This window comes from Paenibacillus sp. FSL R7-0204 (assembly GCF_038002225.1).
GTDB lineage: Bacteria > Bacillota > Bacilli > Paenibacillales > Paenibacillaceae > Paenibacillus_AQ.
In genome coordinates this window covers 4,631,871-4,649,104 of sequence record NZ_JBBOCA010000001.1, presented here as the reverse complement: position 1 = coordinate 4,649,104, position 17,234 = coordinate 4,631,871, and the positions used below count along the sequence as shown (strand labels likewise).

General features: G+C 50.8%; 20 protein-coding genes. 15 read left to right on the top strand and 5 right to left on the bottom strand.

Annotated features, from left to right (window positions below):
• The first annotated feature begins 194 nt into the window (after nucleotides 1-194).
• The 6 genes from MKX42_RS20625 to MKX42_RS20600 all read left to right on the top strand — a co-directional run bounded on the left by MKX42_RS20625 (nucleotide 195) and on the right by MKX42_RS20600 (nucleotide 5,834).
• Nucleotides 195-482 (top strand): carboxymuconolactone decarboxylase family protein, encoded by a 288-nt coding sequence (locus tag MKX42_RS20625; RefSeq protein WP_036695137.1) that lies wholly within the window; start codon nucleotides 195-197, stop codon nucleotides 480-482.
• Between the two features lie 107 nt (nucleotides 483-589).
• Nucleotides 590-1,012, top strand: coding sequence for an Rrf2 family transcriptional regulator (locus MKX42_RS20620; protein ID WP_340754143.1), 423 nt, complete (start codon nucleotides 590-592; stop codon nucleotides 1,010-1,012).
• Nucleotides 1,013-1,428: 416 nt separating this feature from the next.
• Nucleotides 1,429-1,824, top strand: a complete 396-nt coding sequence (locus MKX42_RS20615; protein WP_340754142.1) for a hypothetical protein — start codon at nucleotides 1,429-1,431, stop codon at nucleotides 1,822-1,824.
• A 30-nt stretch (nucleotides 1,825-1,854) separates the two neighbouring features.
• Entirely contained in the window at nucleotides 1,855-2,520 is a 666-nt protein-coding gene (locus tag MKX42_RS20610; protein ID WP_340754141.1) for a DUF4085 family protein, read from the top strand.
• Between the two features lie 234 nt (nucleotides 2,521-2,754).
• The gene (locus tag MKX42_RS20605; protein WP_340754139.1) at nucleotides 2,755-3,621 is read left to right on the top strand and encodes a VOC family protein; all 867 of its coding nucleotides are present in this window, start codon (nucleotides 2,755-2,757) and stop codon (nucleotides 3,619-3,621) included.
• 182 nt (nucleotides 3,622-3,803) lie between these two features.
• Nucleotides 3,804-5,834, top strand: a complete 2,031-nt coding sequence (locus tag MKX42_RS20600; RefSeq protein WP_340754137.1) for a Na+/H+ antiporter — start codon at nucleotides 3,804-3,806, stop codon at nucleotides 5,832-5,834.
• A gap of 105 nt (nucleotides 5,835-5,939) precedes the next feature.
• Here the strand turns inward: MKX42_RS20600 and MKX42_RS20595 are convergent, their stop codons facing one another.
• The 3 genes from MKX42_RS20595 to MKX42_RS20585 all read right to left on the bottom strand — a co-directional run bounded on the left by MKX42_RS20595 (nucleotide 5,940) and on the right by MKX42_RS20585 (nucleotide 7,904).
• Entirely contained in the window at nucleotides 5,940-6,377 is a 438-nt protein-coding gene (locus tag MKX42_RS20595) for a threonine/serine exporter family protein (RefSeq protein ID WP_340754135.1), read from the bottom strand.
• Nucleotides 6,378-6,404: 27 nt separating this feature from the next.
• Nucleotides 6,405-7,172: a threonine/serine exporter family protein gene (locus tag MKX42_RS20590; RefSeq protein ID WP_340754133.1), complete on the bottom strand. Its 768-nt coding sequence runs from the start codon at nucleotides 7,170-7,172 to the stop codon at nucleotides 6,405-6,407.
• Between the two features lie 150 nt (nucleotides 7,173-7,322).
• Nucleotides 7,323-7,904 carry a YitT family protein gene (locus tag MKX42_RS20585; RefSeq protein WP_340754132.1) on the bottom strand — a complete coding sequence of 194 codons (582 nt, stop codon included), beginning with the start codon at nucleotides 7,902-7,904 and terminating at the stop codon, nucleotides 7,323-7,325.
• 117 nt (nucleotides 7,905-8,021) lie between these two features.
• On the opposite strand from MKX42_RS20585, the gene MKX42_RS20580 reads away from it, so the two are divergent.
• The gene (locus MKX42_RS20580) at nucleotides 8,022-8,243 is read left to right on the top strand and encodes a hypothetical protein (RefSeq protein WP_340754131.1); all 222 of its coding nucleotides are present in this window, start codon (nucleotides 8,022-8,024) and stop codon (nucleotides 8,241-8,243) included.
• A 69-nt stretch (nucleotides 8,244-8,312) separates the two neighbouring features.
• On the opposite strand, the gene MKX42_RS20575 is transcribed toward MKX42_RS20580, so the two are convergent.
• Complete coding sequence (locus MKX42_RS20575) at nucleotides 8,313-10,748, bottom strand: GH36-type glycosyl hydrolase domain-containing protein (RefSeq protein ID WP_340754130.1); 2,436 nt, start codon at nucleotides 10,746-10,748, stop codon at nucleotides 8,313-8,315.
• A gap of 90 nt (nucleotides 10,749-10,838) precedes the next feature.
• A complete protein-coding gene (locus MKX42_RS20570; RefSeq protein ID WP_340754129.1) occupies nucleotides 10,839-11,894 on the bottom strand; it encodes a LacI family DNA-binding transcriptional regulator in 1,056 nt (351 codons plus the stop codon).
• A 201-nt stretch (nucleotides 11,895-12,095) separates the two neighbouring features.
• Between MKX42_RS20570 and MKX42_RS20565 the strand changes: the two genes are divergently transcribed.
• From MKX42_RS20565 to MKX42_RS33465, 8 genes are all read left to right on the top strand, one after another.
• Nucleotides 12,096-12,530, top strand: coding sequence for a VOC family protein (locus MKX42_RS20565; protein ID WP_340754128.1), 435 nt, complete (start codon nucleotides 12,096-12,098; stop codon nucleotides 12,528-12,530).
• Between the two features lie 137 nt (nucleotides 12,531-12,667).
• Nucleotides 12,668-12,898, top strand: a complete 231-nt coding sequence (locus MKX42_RS20560; RefSeq protein WP_340757749.1) for a transposase — start codon at nucleotides 12,668-12,670, stop codon at nucleotides 12,896-12,898.
• Entirely contained in the window at nucleotides 12,870-13,958 is a 1,089-nt protein-coding gene (locus MKX42_RS20555; protein WP_340754127.1) for an RNA-guided endonuclease InsQ/TnpB family protein, read from the top strand. The genes MKX42_RS20560 and MKX42_RS20555 overlap by 29 nt, the downstream gene beginning before the upstream one ends.
• A 366-nt stretch (nucleotides 13,959-14,324) precedes the next feature.
• Nucleotides 14,325-14,996, top strand: a complete 672-nt coding sequence (locus MKX42_RS20550) for a stalk domain-containing protein (RefSeq protein ID WP_340754126.1) — start codon at nucleotides 14,325-14,327, stop codon at nucleotides 14,994-14,996.
• A gap of 166 nt (nucleotides 14,997-15,162) precedes the next feature.
• Entirely contained in the window at nucleotides 15,163-15,759 is a 597-nt protein-coding gene (locus MKX42_RS20545) for a hypothetical protein (RefSeq protein ID WP_340754124.1), read from the top strand.
• Between the two features lie 184 nt (nucleotides 15,760-15,943).
• The gene (locus MKX42_RS20540) at nucleotides 15,944-16,567 is read left to right on the top strand and encodes a hypothetical protein (protein WP_340754122.1); all 624 of its coding nucleotides are present in this window, start codon (nucleotides 15,944-15,946) and stop codon (nucleotides 16,565-16,567) included.
• The gene (locus MKX42_RS20535) at nucleotides 16,560-17,087 is read left to right on the top strand and encodes an accessory gene regulator ArgB-like protein (RefSeq protein WP_340754121.1); all 528 of its coding nucleotides are present in this window, start codon (nucleotides 16,560-16,562) and stop codon (nucleotides 17,085-17,087) included. Before MKX42_RS20540 ends, MKX42_RS20535 begins: the two co-directional genes overlap by 8 nt.
• A gap of 2 nt (nucleotides 17,088-17,089) precedes the next feature.
• The gene (locus MKX42_RS33465; RefSeq protein ID WP_445669335.1) at nucleotides 17,090-17,224 is read left to right on the top strand and encodes a cyclic lactone autoinducer peptide; all 135 of its coding nucleotides are present in this window, start codon (nucleotides 17,090-17,092) and stop codon (nucleotides 17,222-17,224) included.
• Nucleotides 17,225-17,234: the final 10 nt, after the last annotated feature.

Genomic DNA, 17,234 nt, shown 5'->3' with positions numbered 1-17,234 from the left:
CCGCAGCGACGACCCAGCTTTTAGTGCAGACCTTAAATGTGTCTTATATATAGGAATATTTAACAGTTGTAATGTATGCATTACGCAAGAAGCCCTCATACTAAAGATGATGTATAATTTGGAATGCAAGTATCTGTTTCCAGAATCGGAGGGTTAATTGAGTGGACAATGTACCGCAAGTCAGTCAAGCTTTTATGACATTTATGAAGGAAGCGCCGGAGCAGCAAAAGGCCCTTGGCGAAATCGTGAAGAAACTGGATGCCGCAAGCAGCCTGGATGCCAAAACCGAGGAGATTGCCTATATCTCTGTACTCGCGGCAGTTAGGCTGGAAAGCGGGCTGCCCTTTCATGTTAAGCATGCCAAAGCACTGGGTGCAACCCGTGATGAGATCATCAGCGCAGTGCTTCTGCCCCTTCCGGCGGTAGGCAATGTGGTGATTCAAGCCCTGCCGGTGGCATTGCAGGCTTATGATAGTGAATAGTGTTCTGTTGTCTGCAAACGCCTCACGGGATTGACAATTGCTCTAAATGTAACTATTATAGTTGCATCTGGCGGAAGTTTTCCGGCCAGTGTGAAGGAGTGATTGACATGAACATTAGCACGCGGTTTGCGGTGGCTATTCATATTCTAACCTTAATCGACAGCAACAAAGACGGCAAAAGCACCTCCGAGTGGATCGCCGGCAGCGTGAATACGAACCCCGTAGTGATTCGCCGCCTTACGGGTATGCTGAATAAGGCAGGACTTGTGGAGGTTCGTCCCGGTGTACCCGGAGCGAAGCTTGCCCGTAGTGCGGCTGACATTACGCTACTGCAGATTTATAAGGCGGTGAATGCGGTGGAAGAGGACTCCCTGTTCTCTGTCCATGAGCATCCGAACCCGGAGTGTCCGGTAGGCAAGAATATTGCAGGCGCTATTGTTCCAGTGTTCTCTCTTGCGCAAAAGGCGATGGAGAATGTGCTGCAGGAGGTCACCCTGGATGAGATCGTACATCAGATTCCTGTGGGTTGAGACAGGGATCTGATGTAAGTAAATTTAAGGAAACCTTCAGCCCCGCTTTATGTTTTTTTAAGGTTCGGGGAGTATAGTGAAGTTCTCCACCCCCCAGTGGAACCATTTATGGGAGATCCCGCCGTGCCTCGGCAGGGTCTTTCTTTTTGTTACTGGATATATTCATTCATTTTTATTAAACCTTTATGTGTTTTTCATCTCGCTTTAAGCTTCGCTCAGTATAGTAGACACATGACCCCCTTACAATAGACTTTTGGCCCTGCCGGTTACCGGCGGGGCCACTTTTTTGATGCGTAGCTGCCTGGCGTTCACTTTACACTGCAATTTCTATCGTTTAGACTGACACATATGTGACAGGACTACAGGGATATTAGGAGTGATGGTTATCTAACCATACATACAAGGAGATGCTGTACATGAAGAATCAATATACCATCCTGGGAGCTGCTCTGATTCTGGGCTTGTGTCTGGTTGCAAGCAGCTTCGTAATTGGCGATCGGATTAGAGCGGGTTATGAGCTACAGCAGCAGACACCTGCCGGAGCGCAGACGGAGAGCCAAGCTGAGGACCATCCGCTCATGACACTTGCAGAGACTGCACAGTTCCTGCGTCTGAGTGAAGATCAGGTGAAAAATATTTTGAAGGCGGAGAATGCAATGCTGCGTAATGACGGCCCCTTCGGGAGGACGAAGCTCCCGTATCTCAGAATAGATAATGAGTTCCGGTTCAACAAGCAGCAAGTGACGGTCTGGATTCTGGCGGCTTCGCAGGAGCAGAGGGTATATCTGGGGGAGAAGCTGGCAGGTAAATAAGGATTGCTATAGCGTAAAGGGGACGGCAGAATGAAATTTTTTACTATACCCTGGTATGAAGAAATGCAGGTGCGCGGATTCATGGTCTTCCCGGAGACGGAGCAGGATTGGCTGGAGGATGTGGCCTGGCATGTGGCGGAGGGGATCAGCTATGAGGAGCGGGCTAAGGATTTTCTGGAATATATGAAAAAAGATCTGCTTAAATATCTTCCCGGGTACTTCCACGCCTCGATACATGACGGAACGATAAACTCCACCTATCCTGCGTCTGAGTTCAAGGAACGGGCCTTGCAGTGGGGCAGGGAATATGATGAACGGATGCAAGCGCTCTTCAGGGAATACCGGAAAGGGTACGAAGCTGTTAAGCATGAACTCCCGGAGGGCGCCGTACAGCTAGTCGAGAAGAGTCTGCATGATGCAAGAATAATCTCTTATGCCCTACCTGCTGAAGGGGTGCTGGAGATGATCCTGGACTGCGGCGGGGCAATGCATTACCAGTGTGAGATGAAGCTAACGTTCAGTGGTGTGAGCGGACTGCGCTTGCCGGAACCGCTTGAGAAGAAATATTGGCTGTATGACGAGATTTATGCCGTGGAGCAGGGGTTCGAGCTACGGGTACTGATGGATTCCCCGCCAAGTGAACTAAGAATTACTGCACAGGATGTATCGATAGAGATTCTTGGGGAACTTAAATAAAGGAATGACTGCTTCGAAGTCCGGCCTATAGGCTGGGCTTTTTTGTTGGACATGATATGTATTGTAAAAGTAATTGACAAACATATATAATGCTACTAATATTAAGTAAGTTAGTATGTAACGGAAATCGTAATTACCTTTGCATGGACAGGATAGGAACAGTTAACACTAACCGTTATTATGCACCGGAGATTGTATTTGAATTAGCATCTATTCATTTCAGGAGGGATTTCTATGACAGCAACAGCTATTTTACCGCAGGCACTGGAAATTGGACTTGTACAGATTCGTGTAAGTCATTTGGAGCGCTCGCTCAGCTTTTACCAGAATGTGATTGGACTGAAGATCCTGCGGCAGCAAGGGCGTACGGCAGAACTGACGGCGGACGGCCAGCAGGTGCTGCTGGTTCTGCGGGAGATTGAGCAGGCTCAGGTGATGCGCCGGAACTCGGTGGCCGGACTGTACCATTTTGCGATTCTGCTGCCGGACCGGCCTTCTCTGGGACTAGTGCTGCGCAATCTGATCGACTCCGGGATATCGGTGGGCCAGGGGGATCATCTGGTCAGCGAAGCTCTATACATTGAAGACCCTGATCATAACGGAATCGAGCTGTACCGCGACCGGCCCCGTGATACCTGGAAATATGAAGCAACAGGCGATGTGGTCATGACCACAGATCCGGTGGATGTGGACGGTCTGCTGGCTGCCTCGGAAGGACGGAGCTGGACCGGGCTACCTGCCGGCACTGTGATGGGGCATGTTCACTTCCATGTGGGCGATCTGGCAGAGGCCAAGAAATTCTACGTGGATGCGCTTGGATTCACGGTGACCGCCCATTACGGCGATGCGGCCATGTTCATTTCGGCTGGAGGCTATCATCATCATATGGGACTGAATACCTGGGCTGGCAAGGGTGCTCCGGCGGCTCCTGCGAATGCGGCAGGTATTGATTATTTTACATTATTGCTCCCTGATATTCAGGAAGTGCATGAAGTGGCTGAACGTGTGAAGCGTGCCGGATACCGTGTTGAAGAAGGCGGCGGTATAGTCACCCTGAGGGACCCGTGGAATATAGGCATACAGCTGCTAGTGAAACGTTAAAATAAGTGGACGGACAGCATCGCGTTACTATCTACTGCTAGACCCGCGGCGGAAAGCCGTGAATGATAAGGCAACGGAAGGTACGGGCGGAGAATTATAATTTCCGTGGTGCCTTCCGTTTGTTGACGTTAGCCGGGTCACTGCAATATTATAATTGATTATCAGAAGGGGAGATGATGGGCTTGGAGACTTTTCTGGCTGTGCTGTTAATGCTTGGATTAATCGCAGTATCGAATATCTTGAACCGCTTCATTCCATTTGTCCCGGTTCCCCTGATTCAGATAGGACTTGGAATCATTGCTGCACTCATTCCAACGGGAATACATATGCACTTCGAGCCCGAGCTGTTTTTTGTATTATTCATCGCTCCGCTGCTCTTCAATGACGGGCGGCGGACTCCGCGCGGTGAGCTGTGGAACCTTAGGGCACCGATTCTGCTCCTGGCGCTTGGACTTGTGTTTGTCACGGTATTTGTGGCGGGCTATGCGATTAACTGGATGATTCCCTCGATTCCGCTGGCGGCATCCTTCGCACTGGCGGCTATTCTGTCTCCTACCGATGCGGTAGCAGTGAGTGCGTTGGCTGGAAGGGTTCATCTTCCCTCGAGCATCCACCGGATTCTCGAGGGAGAATCACTGATGAACGATGCCTCCGGCCTGGTTGCCTTTAAATTCGCGATTGCAGCTATGGTTACCGGCGTGTTCTCTCTGCCTAAGGCTTCGCTCAGCTTTGTGCTGATTGCCGCAGGAGGACTGCTGCTTGGTGTGGTGCTGTCGTTCCTGCTGATCCGGCTCAGCGTGTTCATCCGCAGGTTCGGTATGGAGGATGTGACCATCCATGTCCTGCTGCAGATCCTTACCCCGTTCATTATTTATCTGATCAGCGAGGAGATCGGGGTCTCGGGTATCCTGGCCGTGGTGGCAGGGGGAGTTATGTACGCGATTGAGAAGGACAGGGCAGTCTCTCCGCAATATAAACTTCAGCTGGTATCCGCCAGTACCTGGTCAGTGCTGCTGCTGGTGCTGAACGGGCTGGTCTTCCTGATTCTCGGCGTGTCCGTTCCGGATGTGATCGAGGTGATCTACCGGGATCAGACGCTGAATAACTTCATGGTTGCCGGCTATGTTCTGGCGATCACGGCACTGCTGATTGTGCTGCGGTTTCTGTGGGTCTATGGTTACTCCTTATGGGAGAGCAAGCGGCTGAAGGCAGAGAAGGCTCCGCTCAAGTCACAGATTATTACGTCGATCTCAGGGGTGCGTGGAGCGGTAACCCTTGCGGGTGCCTTCTCCATTCCGCTGGTGCTTGGGGACGGGGTGACACCTTTTCCAGAGCGGGATCTCATTATTGCGCTGGCGGCAGGTGTGATTCTGATGTCGCTGGTCATCGCCAGCATCTTCCTTCCGCTGCTTGCGGACAGTGAAGAGACGGTAGTTCGGAACGCGGGAGTTGTGCACGGGAATGCGGAGCTGACGGCCAGAAATGTGGTCATTGACGCCGGGATGTCGATGTTGCGCAGCCTGGTCTCCGAGAGTCCGGAGCGCTCGACACAGCCTGTGCTGCTGGAATTCACAGATAAGGTTGACAGACTGTGTGCTGCAAGACCGGATCATGATCCCGCCCATGAGCAATTCCTCCGTCTGGGAGTCGAGGCACGCAAAAGTGCGCTCGAAGCCGAACGCATAGAGCTGCGGCGGATTATGGAGAACGGGGCACTGCCGGAGCCTGTTGCCGTGAAGATGGAGGAGCTGCTGGACCATACGGAGTCTCTGCTGTGCAAACGGCTGAATACGCAGATCAAGTTCTCTTTGACAGAAATTCAGCGGCTGTTCTCTGGGCTGTTCTCAGGTAAGCTCGGCGGGGAAGAAGGACAGCTCGCCCTGCAGAATGCCGAAAGTGCGCGGACGGCGAAGATTGCGATGTGCAAGGCGGCAGTATCCGCCGTTAGTGCAGGAATGAGTGACGAGAACCGGCTCGCCTCACAGAAGGTCATCGACAAGTACGAACGGCTGGAATCCAAGCTGGTGCGGGGGGAAGGCTGGAGTAATGACGGCGTACTGGATGATGACAAGCTGGAGCTGAAGCTGCAGGCGATTCAGGAGCAGCGGAATACCGTGCAGGAGATGTACCAGAACGGGGCAATTAATCTTAAGATTGCCGGCAGGCTGCGGCGGTTCGTCGATCAGCTCGAAACCTCAATCTGGGAGGATTAAGTTCAGATATACAAAGCCCGCTTGCGCAGGGACCCGGAGTCCTTGCTGCAAGCGGGCTTGTTTGTGCTGCCTGAAGGTTCAGCCTGCTATCTGTGGAATGAAGCGTTACGGTTGTTTGGGCAATTTCTTGAGGCGCATAAAGACTTGGCCCAGCACCTCGCTCAGCACCAGCCCGGTAGCAATGGCTCCGGACAGCAGGAGCGCCTGAACTCCAAACTGGATGCCGAGGTTATTATCATTCTCCACGAACCTGCGCATGGCATCATACGCAAGACCGCCCGGCACAAGCGGGATGATGCCGCCGACACTGAAGATAATGACCGGCATCTTGAAGGAACGTGCAAAAAACTGGCTGATCAGTCCGACTACAACAGTAGCACCAAAGGTTGCGACGACAGTATCGGAGCTGTTATCCAGCAGCAGGTACAGCATCCAGCCGATCATTCCGGCGAAGCCGCACTGCAGCAGCGCGCGTACCGGTGCATTGAATAGAATGCAGAAGGTTGAGGCAGCGATGAAGCTGGTGATCAATTGCAAAATCATGGCAGGACGACCTCTTTCAAGTGGGTGTTAAAAAATCGACAGGACCAGCCCAATGCCGGTCCCGATGGCGAACGCAGTCAGAAAGGCGTCGGCCCCTTTGGAGATGCCGGATACCAGATGCCCGGCCATCAGGTCACGGACCGCATTGGTGATGAGCAGCCCCGGTACGAGCGGCATTACACAGCCGATAATAATCTTGTCCATCTCCCGTCCCACGCCGAGCTTGACGGAGAAGAAGGCCAGCAGGCCGATAATGAAGGAAGCAATGAATTCTGCGAAAAAACGGATCTGCACCAGGCGGTGGAGATAAGTGGCTGCTGCGAAGCCTGTCCCGGAGATCAGCAGCGACGGCAGAGCATCCTGCAGGCTGCCCTTGAACATGACCGTGAAGCAGGCTCCTGTCAGGGCTGCCGCTGCGATCTGTACCCATACCGGGTAAGCATGGGCCGCGTCATCGACCACGCCAAGGCGTTCGCGGGCTTCAGCAGCTGTGAGCTGGCGTTCGGTCAGCCGCCGGGAGATGTCATTCACCTCGGATACCTTTTGCAGGTCTGTTGTCCGTTCGGCGATCCGGAACAGCTTCACCGGCTCGGTCCGGCTGGTGGTGAACATAATGACCGTCGGCGTGACGTAGCTATGCGCACCGGGGAAGCCAAGTGCTGCCGCCATCCGGCTCATGGTATCCTCCACACGGTAGGTCTCTGCACCGCTCTGGAGCATGATCTTGCCTGCCAGCAGGCACAGATCGATAATGTCATGTGTGGAAGTGTTGCTATTCGTGCTTGTACTATCCAACTTCGCTAATCCTCCCCGGGAATGTTATCTATTCGATTGTCGCCTGAAAGTCTGAAAATTTCAACCTTTATTCCATAGCATCCGGCAAATCACAGCTTTTTATCAGAAATAGCACAGAAATCAAGATTCCAGCGGCATAATGTTTACTGTCTATTCCTCCAGTGTGCATAATCCTGTAGCCACCCCTCCTGCAATAATCGTCAGAATCGAATGGAAAAAGGTCTCCTTGGAGATCAGAATACCGCCAGCACCGATGATCAGGAAGTCCGTCAGGAAGATAATCAGGCCGACATTCAGCGGAATATAGCGTTGGATGAATCTGGCGAGGAGGTCGGTTCCGCCTGTACTGGCTTTGAAGCGCAGCATCAGCCCTAGTCCGGTGCCCATCAGGAAGCCGCCGATAATGGCGCTTGAAATGGAGCCCAGCTCAATATAGTACAGGAAATAATACTGGAGCGGAAAGAGCAGCTCGATTAGCAGGGAGGAAGCCAGCAGACCCAGAATACTGTTGTAAAAGATTTCCCGTTGCCGGAACCAGGCCAGCAGGAAGATAGGCAGGCTGCATAGCATAATGCACAGTCCGATTTTGGTGCCGGAGATATAATTAATAATGAGGGCAATGCCGATAATTCCTCCATCAAGGATTTTATAGGGGACCAGGAAGAAGTTCGTTCCTGTTGCTATCAGCAGGCTGGCCAGCAGAATAATAACATAGCTTGGGAAGGATCGCATAGTCAACATCTCCAGAATTGAGGCATGTCTTAATCTTTATGCGCCCATCTGGAAAAAAATAGCTAAAAGTTCTGCGCTGCCCGAATCAATTGACAATAAAGCAGGTGAAAATCTGAAATGGGTTATTTCTATAAAATACTGGAGACCGATATGGAGCTGCTGGCTGCTGCGCTATCGGAGGTGCCAGTGGCAGTGTTGCTGAAGAGCGGGACGGAGGAGCAGCTCGAGGCGGGCCCGATCAGAGCCTACACGCCGCAATCCGTGCGGATTCGCGGGTTATCCTACTGCCGGGAGCTGCATCAGTTCCGTATCCCTGGCCCGGGTTCCGCCTGTCCATAAACAAACAACCCGGCTGTACCGCCTTGGCGGACAACCGGGTTGTTATGCTTTTATAGGAGTGATAGATAATTAACCGAGAGTAACTACGACCTGATGAACAGCACCGTCGCCCACAGGCGCGATAATGTTGCCTTCCACGGCAGCGCCGTCGAGGGTCAGGCTGGCTACGCCTTTGGAGACATGGTTTGGGTTCTGGATCGAGATCACATAAGTGTCGCCACGGAAGACGCGGGTAATCTCGAAGCCGTCCCATTCTGCAGGGATACAAGGGTCAACCTTGAGCCCGGCGAAGTCTGCCTGAATCCCCAGGATAGACTGGGTGATCGCTACATAGTTCCATGCGGCTGTACCTGTCAGCCAGGAGTTTTTCGCTTCCCCGTGACGTACGGCATCTTTACCGGCGATCATCTGGGAGTACACGTAAGGCTCCATCCGGTGCACTTCGCTGATGTCCTCCAGGTAGGCTGGAGCGATTTTTTTGTAGATGTCAAAAGCTCTGTCGCCATGTCCAAGGACCGTCTCTGCAATCATGATCCACGGGTTGTTATGGCAGAAGATCCCGGCATTCTCTTTGTAGCCCGGAGGGTACGTGGAGATTTCACCTAAGTTCACATAGTACTTGGAATACGGAGGCTGCTGCAAAACGATACCATAGTCCGTATCCAGACGTTCCTGCACGGAAGTCAGGGCGCGGGCCGCTTCACCGTTCTCTACACCGATTCCGGCCATTACGCACATGCCTTGCGGCTCAATGAAGATCTGGCCTTCTTCGTTCTCCTTGCTGCCGATCTTGTCGCCATAGTGGTCATAAGCGCGCAGGAACCAGTCGCCGTCGAAGCCGTGGGACAACGTGATGGCACTCATGTTCTCAATCTTGGCAACAGCGTCAGCGGCTACATCATCCAGTCCGCGCATCCGGCAGATCTCGGCATAGTCCGGTCCAACGAAGACGAACAGACCTGCAATGAACACAGATTCCGCTACGCCGCCTGCGATATTCTCCGTGGTCTGGAACGATTCTCCCGGTTCGGTAGAGAAGCAGTTCAGGTTCAGACAGTCATTCCAGTCCGCGCGTCCGATCAGCGGCAGGCCGTGAGGCCCGAGGTTGTTCGTAACATGCTCGAAGCTCAGCTTCAGATGCTCGAACAGGGTTGCAGTGTGATCCGGATTGCTGTCAAAAGGAACCTGCTCATCAAGGATCGAATAATCGCCGGTCTCCTTAATGTAGGCTGCTGTACCCGAGATCAGCCAGAGCGGATCATCGTTGAAGCCGGAGCCGACTTCGTTGTTGCCCTTCTTGGTAAGCGGCTGGTACTGGTGATATGCGCTGCCGTCAGGGAATTGGGTAGCGGCGATATCGAGAATCCGTTCTCTGGCACGCTCAGGAATCTGGTGAACGAAGCCGAGCAAGTCCTGGTTGGAGTCGCGGAAGCCCATACCGCGGCCAATCCCGGATTCGAAGTACGATGCGGAACGGGACATGTTGAAGGTGACCATACACTGGTACGGATTCCAGATGTTCACCATCCGGTTCAGCTTGTCGTCACCGCTCTTGATCTGGTATTTGGACAGCAGGTTATCCCAGTGCGCAGCCAGAACAGCGAGGGCGGCATCCACCTGGGCATCTGTAGCAAACTGATCGATGACAGCCTGGGCCGGCTTCTTGTTGATAACGTTCAGGGCTTCCCATTTCTCATCCTCAGGGTTCTCGATGTAGCCGAGTACGAAGATGAAGCTCTGGGCTTCGCCCGGCTCCAGCGTGATGTCAAGTGCGTGGGAGCCGATTGGCGACCAGCCGCTGGCGACAGAGTTAGTAGCCTCGCCGGCAGCAACTGCCTGAGGAGCATCCAGGCCATTGTACATGCCCACGAACGATTCGCGGTCCGTATCGAAGCCGGCAATTTCCTTATTTACAGAATAGAAGGCGTAGTGGTTTCTGCGCTCGCGGTATTCTGTTTTGTGATAAATGACGGAATCCTTCACTTCGACTTCGCCGGTGCTGAGGTTACGCTGGAAGTTGGTCATATCATCGTTGGCATTCCACAGGCAGAACTCGGCAAAGGAGAACAGCTTCACGGTCTTCTTCACATCGCCAGTGTTCTTTACAACCAGACGGTGAACTTCCGCATTGTGGCCCATCGGTACAAAAGCAAGCTGATTCACGGAAATGCCGTTACGCTCGCCTGTAATGGAAGTGTAGCCAAGGCCGTGGCGGCATTCGTAGAAGTCGAGATCCCGCTTCACCGGCATCCAGCCAGGTGTCCAGAAATCTCCTCCATCATACAGGTAATAGTAACGGCCGCCGGTATCCAGCGGAATATTGTTATACCGGTAACGGGTAAGTCTTCTCATCCGCGCATCGCGGTAGAAGGTGTAACCCCCGGCAGTATTAGAGATGAGGCCGAAAAACTGCTCGTTGCCGAGGTAGTTAATCCAAGGATAAGGTGTTTTGGGGGTGTTGATTACATACTCTTTACGGGTATCGTCAAAAGTTCCGAATTTCATGAGAGACAAGTCTCCTTTCGATTGTGAACGCGCGTTTACAAAGCAGAGAAAAAAGTCCCTCGGGGCAAGGGATTTTTCTGCAGCTGGACTCTACTTCTTCGGCGGCTGACAGGAATCGCGGGTGATCAGGCGCGCCGGGAAACTGATGGTGCTGAAGGTCGGCGCTTGCGAATCGCATAGCTCAATGACCTTCTCGACAGCGGCTTTGGACATTTCATAAATCGGCAGACGGACGGAGGTCAGCTTGGGATGAATCCGTGCAGCAAGCTGCACATCGTCGAACCCCGCAATGGAGATATCCTCCGGTACGGAAATGCCATGCTCCGAGAACGCTTCCATCGCCGAGATAGCCATGTCGTCGTTGGAGGAGAAGAAGGCGGTTGGCAGCGGGCCGCCGGAACTGAGCAGCTTCTTCACTTCCTGATAGGCGGTCTCCTTGAGAAAATCACCCTGAAGGACGAAGTCCTTCTGCAGGGCAAGTCCATGGCGCTTCAGTGTATTCTCGTAGGCCATGTAGCGCTCCCGCCCGGAATAAGTATTCATCCGTCCGCAGATCATGCCGATCTCCGTATGGCCGAGACCGATTAAGTACTCAATGGCTTCAACCGTACCTTCATAATCCTTGGAATTCACAATGGCGAGATGATTGCGGTCCAGATGCTCCGACATAATTTCCGAAATGTCATAATCGATCAGCACAAGCGGGGAGCCAAGGCCCACCATCTCCCGTACAATCTCGATATCCTTCTGGGTGCCGACAATGATGCCTCCGTCAATCCGTTTCTGGAGGAAGGCCTGCTTGACCTTCAGGAAGTCGTCGGGAGAATAGACGGTGTGAATCAGAACATAACAGCCGCGGGCATTCGACGTATCTACCACAGCATCGACGAAGGGGGCGAAGTAATTATTCTGATAAATCCGCGTTGCGTTCTCCTTCTCGTTCATGCTGATGGCAAACAGCCCGATCGTGTCGGTTTTCTTGCCGGCCAAAGCCCGGGCGAAGCTGTTCGGCTCGTACTGATGCTGCTCAATTACCTTCAGCACCTTAGCCCGGGTCTCTTCAGGGACGTTTGAATAATTGTTGATCACACGGGATACGGTGCTTCGCGAAACCCCGGCTAGCTTGGCAATATCTTCGCTTCGCATAATGTACCCCCTCTAATGTAAACGCGCGTTTATGAGCTTATTGTAAAATAATCAGGGCTGGAGGTCAATCGTTTGCCGGAAGATTTTAGTTTGAAAATTTTTGCCCACGAGGTGTACAAATTCTCACAATATCAGGAACGTATGTTTGCTATAGTGTTTTTATGAAGAATAAGTCTACTAAAGATGAGGAGATGCATTCCTATGCAACTGGGTTGTACGTATCTAGTCGTTCGGGATATGAAAGGTTCGATTGCCTTTTACGAAGCATTATTAAATAGGAGAGCGGACTCCCGAAAGCCGGAGCGCTGGGTAGAATTCCATTGCGGGAATACCCTAGCTTTGTGGAACCCGGAATTCGACAAGGAACTGATAAGAAATAACGGCGAAGTGTCGGAACACTTTAATGAAGCCTATTTGAATTACAAACAGGCGGGCGAGCTGCGGTATGGAAATAATGTAATCCTTAACTTCAACGTTACTGACTTGAACGCAGAATATGCGAGAGTACAATCACTTGATATTGGTGCAGTCTCAGAGATTTTCTATATTAATGTTGTGCGTCCTTATTACTGCTTCATGCTGGAAGATCCGGATGGTAACTTTATTGAAATCACTGGAGATTATGAGGTAGAATAGGCTTTTACTTTGCGTTCCTTACAGAGATTGTCCGAGAAAGCCCACTCCTTTAGGGGGATGAATCGTCTTGTTTAAGCGCATCCTTATGCTGTCAAAATTGACAATCCTACGGAAATACCAAAACAACCGTATCCTTCATTAACTATCATTTTGTTTTTTGCCCTAGATACAGACGTAAAGTGCTAGTCGATCAAGTGGAGATTCAGTTTAAGCAAATCGTTATAGAGATATGTGCCGAACGTGAACAATTTAAGCACTTGAACCACTTGCAATCCCTCTGGACTCGTTCCTACTTGGTCAGCACGGCAGAGAACGTTTCCAGCGAGACGATCCAACGATATGTTGAGGAACAAAAAGCAAGGGGGTGAGACCCTGCAAACCGTAACGATTCAAATCCGCATTTTTCCAACCCATCCGTCTGTATTAGTGGATATGGGGGGTGAATACATTCGAACCGTCAACGAACTAACGGAGCAAGCCGAAAGGTCTGGAACGTTTCCGAAACTAACTTCAAAAACCGTTCGCGCCAATCTACCCTCTGCCGTAAAGAATCAAGTGATTCGCGACGCCAAAAGCCTGTTTCAGCGGTTCAAGAAAACGAAGAAGCGGCCTCTGCTCCAAAAGAGTGTGTACTACGTGAACAATCAAAATTATACGATTTGGGGCAACCCCATTTCTTTCCCCGTGATCCTGGATGGAAAAGTACAACGTCTGGTGGTTCCTGCGCTTCTTTCGGATCGAGAGCGAAACATGCTTTCGGATGGGAAGCTCGGACTTCTGCGTGTGGTTCAAAAATCAGCGAAATGGTTTGTTCAAATTTCAATCGAACGACCCACTAAGCCAGCCGATGGTCATGAAGTGATGGGGATTGATTTAGGCTTGAAAGTGCCTGCTGTTGTCGTAACCTCTAGCGGGAAGACCAAATTTTGCGGAAACAGACGTAAAAATAAATTTGTTCGCCGTAAGTACAGTACCCATCGCCGCAAATTAGGAAAGCTTAAAAAGCTATCCGCGATCCGTAAACAGAACAACAAGGAAAGTCGTTATATGAAAGATCAGAATCACAAAATCAGCCGCCAGATCGTGAATATGGCGATTCAAGAAAAGGTGTCTGTCATCAAGCTAGAGAAACTGACGAATATTCGTAAGACGACAAGAACAAGTCGTAAAAACGCTAAAAATCTGCATCATTGGTCGTTCTATCAGTTGCAAATGTTCATCGGATATAAGGCGAGTCTCGCTGGAATCAAAGTGGTCAAAGTGAATCCGGCATACACTTCGCAAACCTGTCCCTCTTGTGGAGAGCGGAACAAAGCAAAGGATCGAACGTATCAGTGCGACTGCGGGTATACAGCACATCGGGATCGGGTCGGTGCCATCAACATCATGCGTCAACCTGTGGCAGATGGTAACAGTCTGCCAGCCTAGGTAGCTATAGGCTCTGATCTAGGATGGGCGAATGAACTCGCCCTTAACTTAGCAGTAGGGCAAAGCGGAAACGGATGCGCCCGCTAACTAGCTAAGAATCCCACCCTTTTAAGGGTGTGGAGGTTCAATCTGGTTGACTTGTCTGGGGATGGGGATATATTTATTGGTTCTGGTGGTGAAGCTTGCCCGCAGGGGAATCATCGCGCTGGACTTGTACAATCACTCCAAAAATCTGGAGATCCGCGAACGTTACGAATCCGTTGGTCGGAGAGATGATTTCTGAATGATTGCATCTGATGGCAGGATTTATTATACTCCCAATATGGAATATTCAAATTTGTCATATCTGGAGAGGAGTTTGAGCGAATGAAGAAGAAGATGACTGCTGCGCTGACTGCATTTGCCGTACTGGGAGGAATGGGCACGGGTGTGTATGCCGGAGCCAACCTGCAGGAGATCAAGGCTTTTCTGAATCCAAGCATCAAATTCAAGATGAACGGTCAGCCGGTGCAGCTTAAGAATGGCAGCGGTGCAGTGATTGCCCCGATTTCCTATAAGGACACAACGTATCTGCCGGTCCGTTCCGTATCCGATCTGCTGGGGGTTACCGTTAAGTTCGATGCTGCAACCAACACCATATCTCTGGGGGAACAGACAGCGGGCGTACCAATCGCTACAGGTTTTGATGACATGTATCACACCAAAGATCCGGGCAAGACGGTCTTCAAGGACAAGGATTACAAGGATGTCTTCTTCGATAACGCCAGTGGTGACCGTGGCAGTTCATTCATGCTCCACCCGAACAAAAAATATCAGAAGCTTTATCTCCAGGTAGCCGCGATCGGCGGAGAGATTAAAGACTTCGCGGTACAAGACAGCGACACCAATACTGTGTTGAAGAAGCAGACTATTGACCCGGCCAGCGGACTTACGACCATCGAAGTGGATATTGCCGGAGTAAGCAGCCTGTATGTCAACGGAGATGTGAAGGATGGAACCTCGGTCTTCGTTCCGCTTACGACATCGTATTATAAATAAATTCTGAACTTATACTTCATTCACGAATGACCCGGGAGCCTTGGTTTCCGGGCTTCTTTTTGTCTACATCCGTTGTTTGGATGAAGGCTGAAATGGGTATTATCCGGTAAGCCGGTGAATCTAACCGGCCGTGTAATTGTTCATTGAATTCATGAGGAGTGAGAAGATGTACACCAAAAAACTAATACTGTCCTTATCCTTGACGTTGTCCCTGCTGGTCCTGAGTGCGTGCAGCAATTCAGCGAATGCGCCATCTGCCGAGCCGTCCCAGGAACCCACCCCGGCAGCCGAAGCGGTGCAGACCCCAGCGGCATCAACAGAGCCGGAGCAGACACCACCAGCAACGGATGAACCGGAGCAGACGCCCGCACCATCGGCAGAGCCGGAACAGACACCTGAACAGTCGGACGCTGGAGGCGGTACTGCTTCCGGTAGCGTAGACATTCCGAAAGAGCTGCCAGCGGATTTTCCGATGCCGGATAATATAACAGAGACGGTGCTGTCCACAACATCTAAGAACGAAGGCAAAACATCGGTGATGCTGATTTATAGAACGTCCGATAGTATGGAAGCTGTAACGAAGCTTTATGATGATTATCTGTCTGCCCAAATTGGGGACCAGTCTGTGAAGACCATTGATGCCAAGAATCTAATCATTCAGGGTAAGACCAAAGACAACAAACACAGTTGGTCAGTTATTGGCGGTCCGCTTACTTCCCAGGAGGGAATCGTGGAGGTTAACATCAGCTGGTCTGAAATTTAATACTGACAGCCAAGCTGCTGTCCACAGAGGAACATCCGTTGAGACTCGCTTCAGAGCAGCCAACGGATGTTTTTTTGTGATCGGACAAAAAGTGTCGAATTTTGTAATTAAGTAGTATACGTCAGGTGTGGCGGGGATATATAATTAATTTTGTAAACGAAAATTAGTCAGGCGGTGTTATGGTTTGCCGTGGGAACCTGTAGGATTTATGTTTTTCTCTACGATAGAAACGCTTGCGCTCTATTATCTGATTATGTCTCTCTATAGATTCAAGTGGAGATGGTACATCTGGGAAGCTTTATTTGTCATCTTGCTGAACAATCTGCAAAGCTATCTGTTACGCAACGAACTGGGTATGTCGACTGTCGCACCACTTGTTTTAATCTTGATTTTTATCTTCTTCTTTGCTGCGGTAGTGAGGATGCCTCTCATCTTGTCTATCATCGCAACGATATCGGGATTTGCTATTTTCGCTGGGATTCAGACGCTGCTCATCCTGCTTATTTTCGGCTCCATTTCGAACGTGGGCAGTACGGCCAACGGATATTTTCTGCAGGTGGCGACTGCGGCTGTCGTGTTTGGTATCTTTGGGTTTCTGTACCGCAGAGGCAAGGGCTTCACATTCGATTTAGATAAACTCCGCTTTAAGATAGAGGATATCCTGCTGTCCGTGCTGATATCTGCATTCGTCATCGGAGTATCTGGCCTACTCTACTTTAATGATATTCTGCTAAATGCCGTGATTTTCCTTGTGATGTCTGTATTCCTTCTATATTATTCCACTCGGAGGGAGCGGGAAGATGCTTGAATTCATGTCCGGCAAGCTGGCATTTACGATTAAAAATATCGTACCTGAACACCCGGCATCCCATGCTGTCCTGAAATTTGCTATTAGCGTAGTTCTTAATGTGGTGTTTATTATTGGGCTGACGCTCGTAGTATCCCTTTTGACGGGCAGGACAAGTGAAGCTCTGCAGATTCTGATCTCCTTTGCCGTATTACGTCAGGTGTCGGGCGGGGCTCATCTCAGGTCCGGTACAGCCTGCATATTATTTACGGCAACCTTGTTCACGGTCCTATCCTTGGTGGAGGTTAGTTCCCTTTACGTTATGCTAATGAATGGAACTAGTCTGTTAATAGTTCTGTGGCTGGCGCCCATTGGGATTGAACGACAGACCCGGATTCCGAGCCGGCACTGGCCTAAGCTGAGAATCTTGGCTTTACTGCTTGTTGCTGCCAATATCGTTATAGGATCATCTGTTATCGCAGCCAGCTTTTTGGCACAATCCATCAGTCTGATTATAGCTAGAAGGGAGGTGAACATCTGACAATGAGAGCTTTGCAGCGCAAAGTAGTGTATAAGCTTGCTTCTTGTTTGTCCGCCTTAGCTGCTCTAATCGTGTTGGTTTCAGCGAGTGTATTCTACATTAACCAACCGGAGGTACCTGAAGAGTTACTTAAATAACATTGGAGTT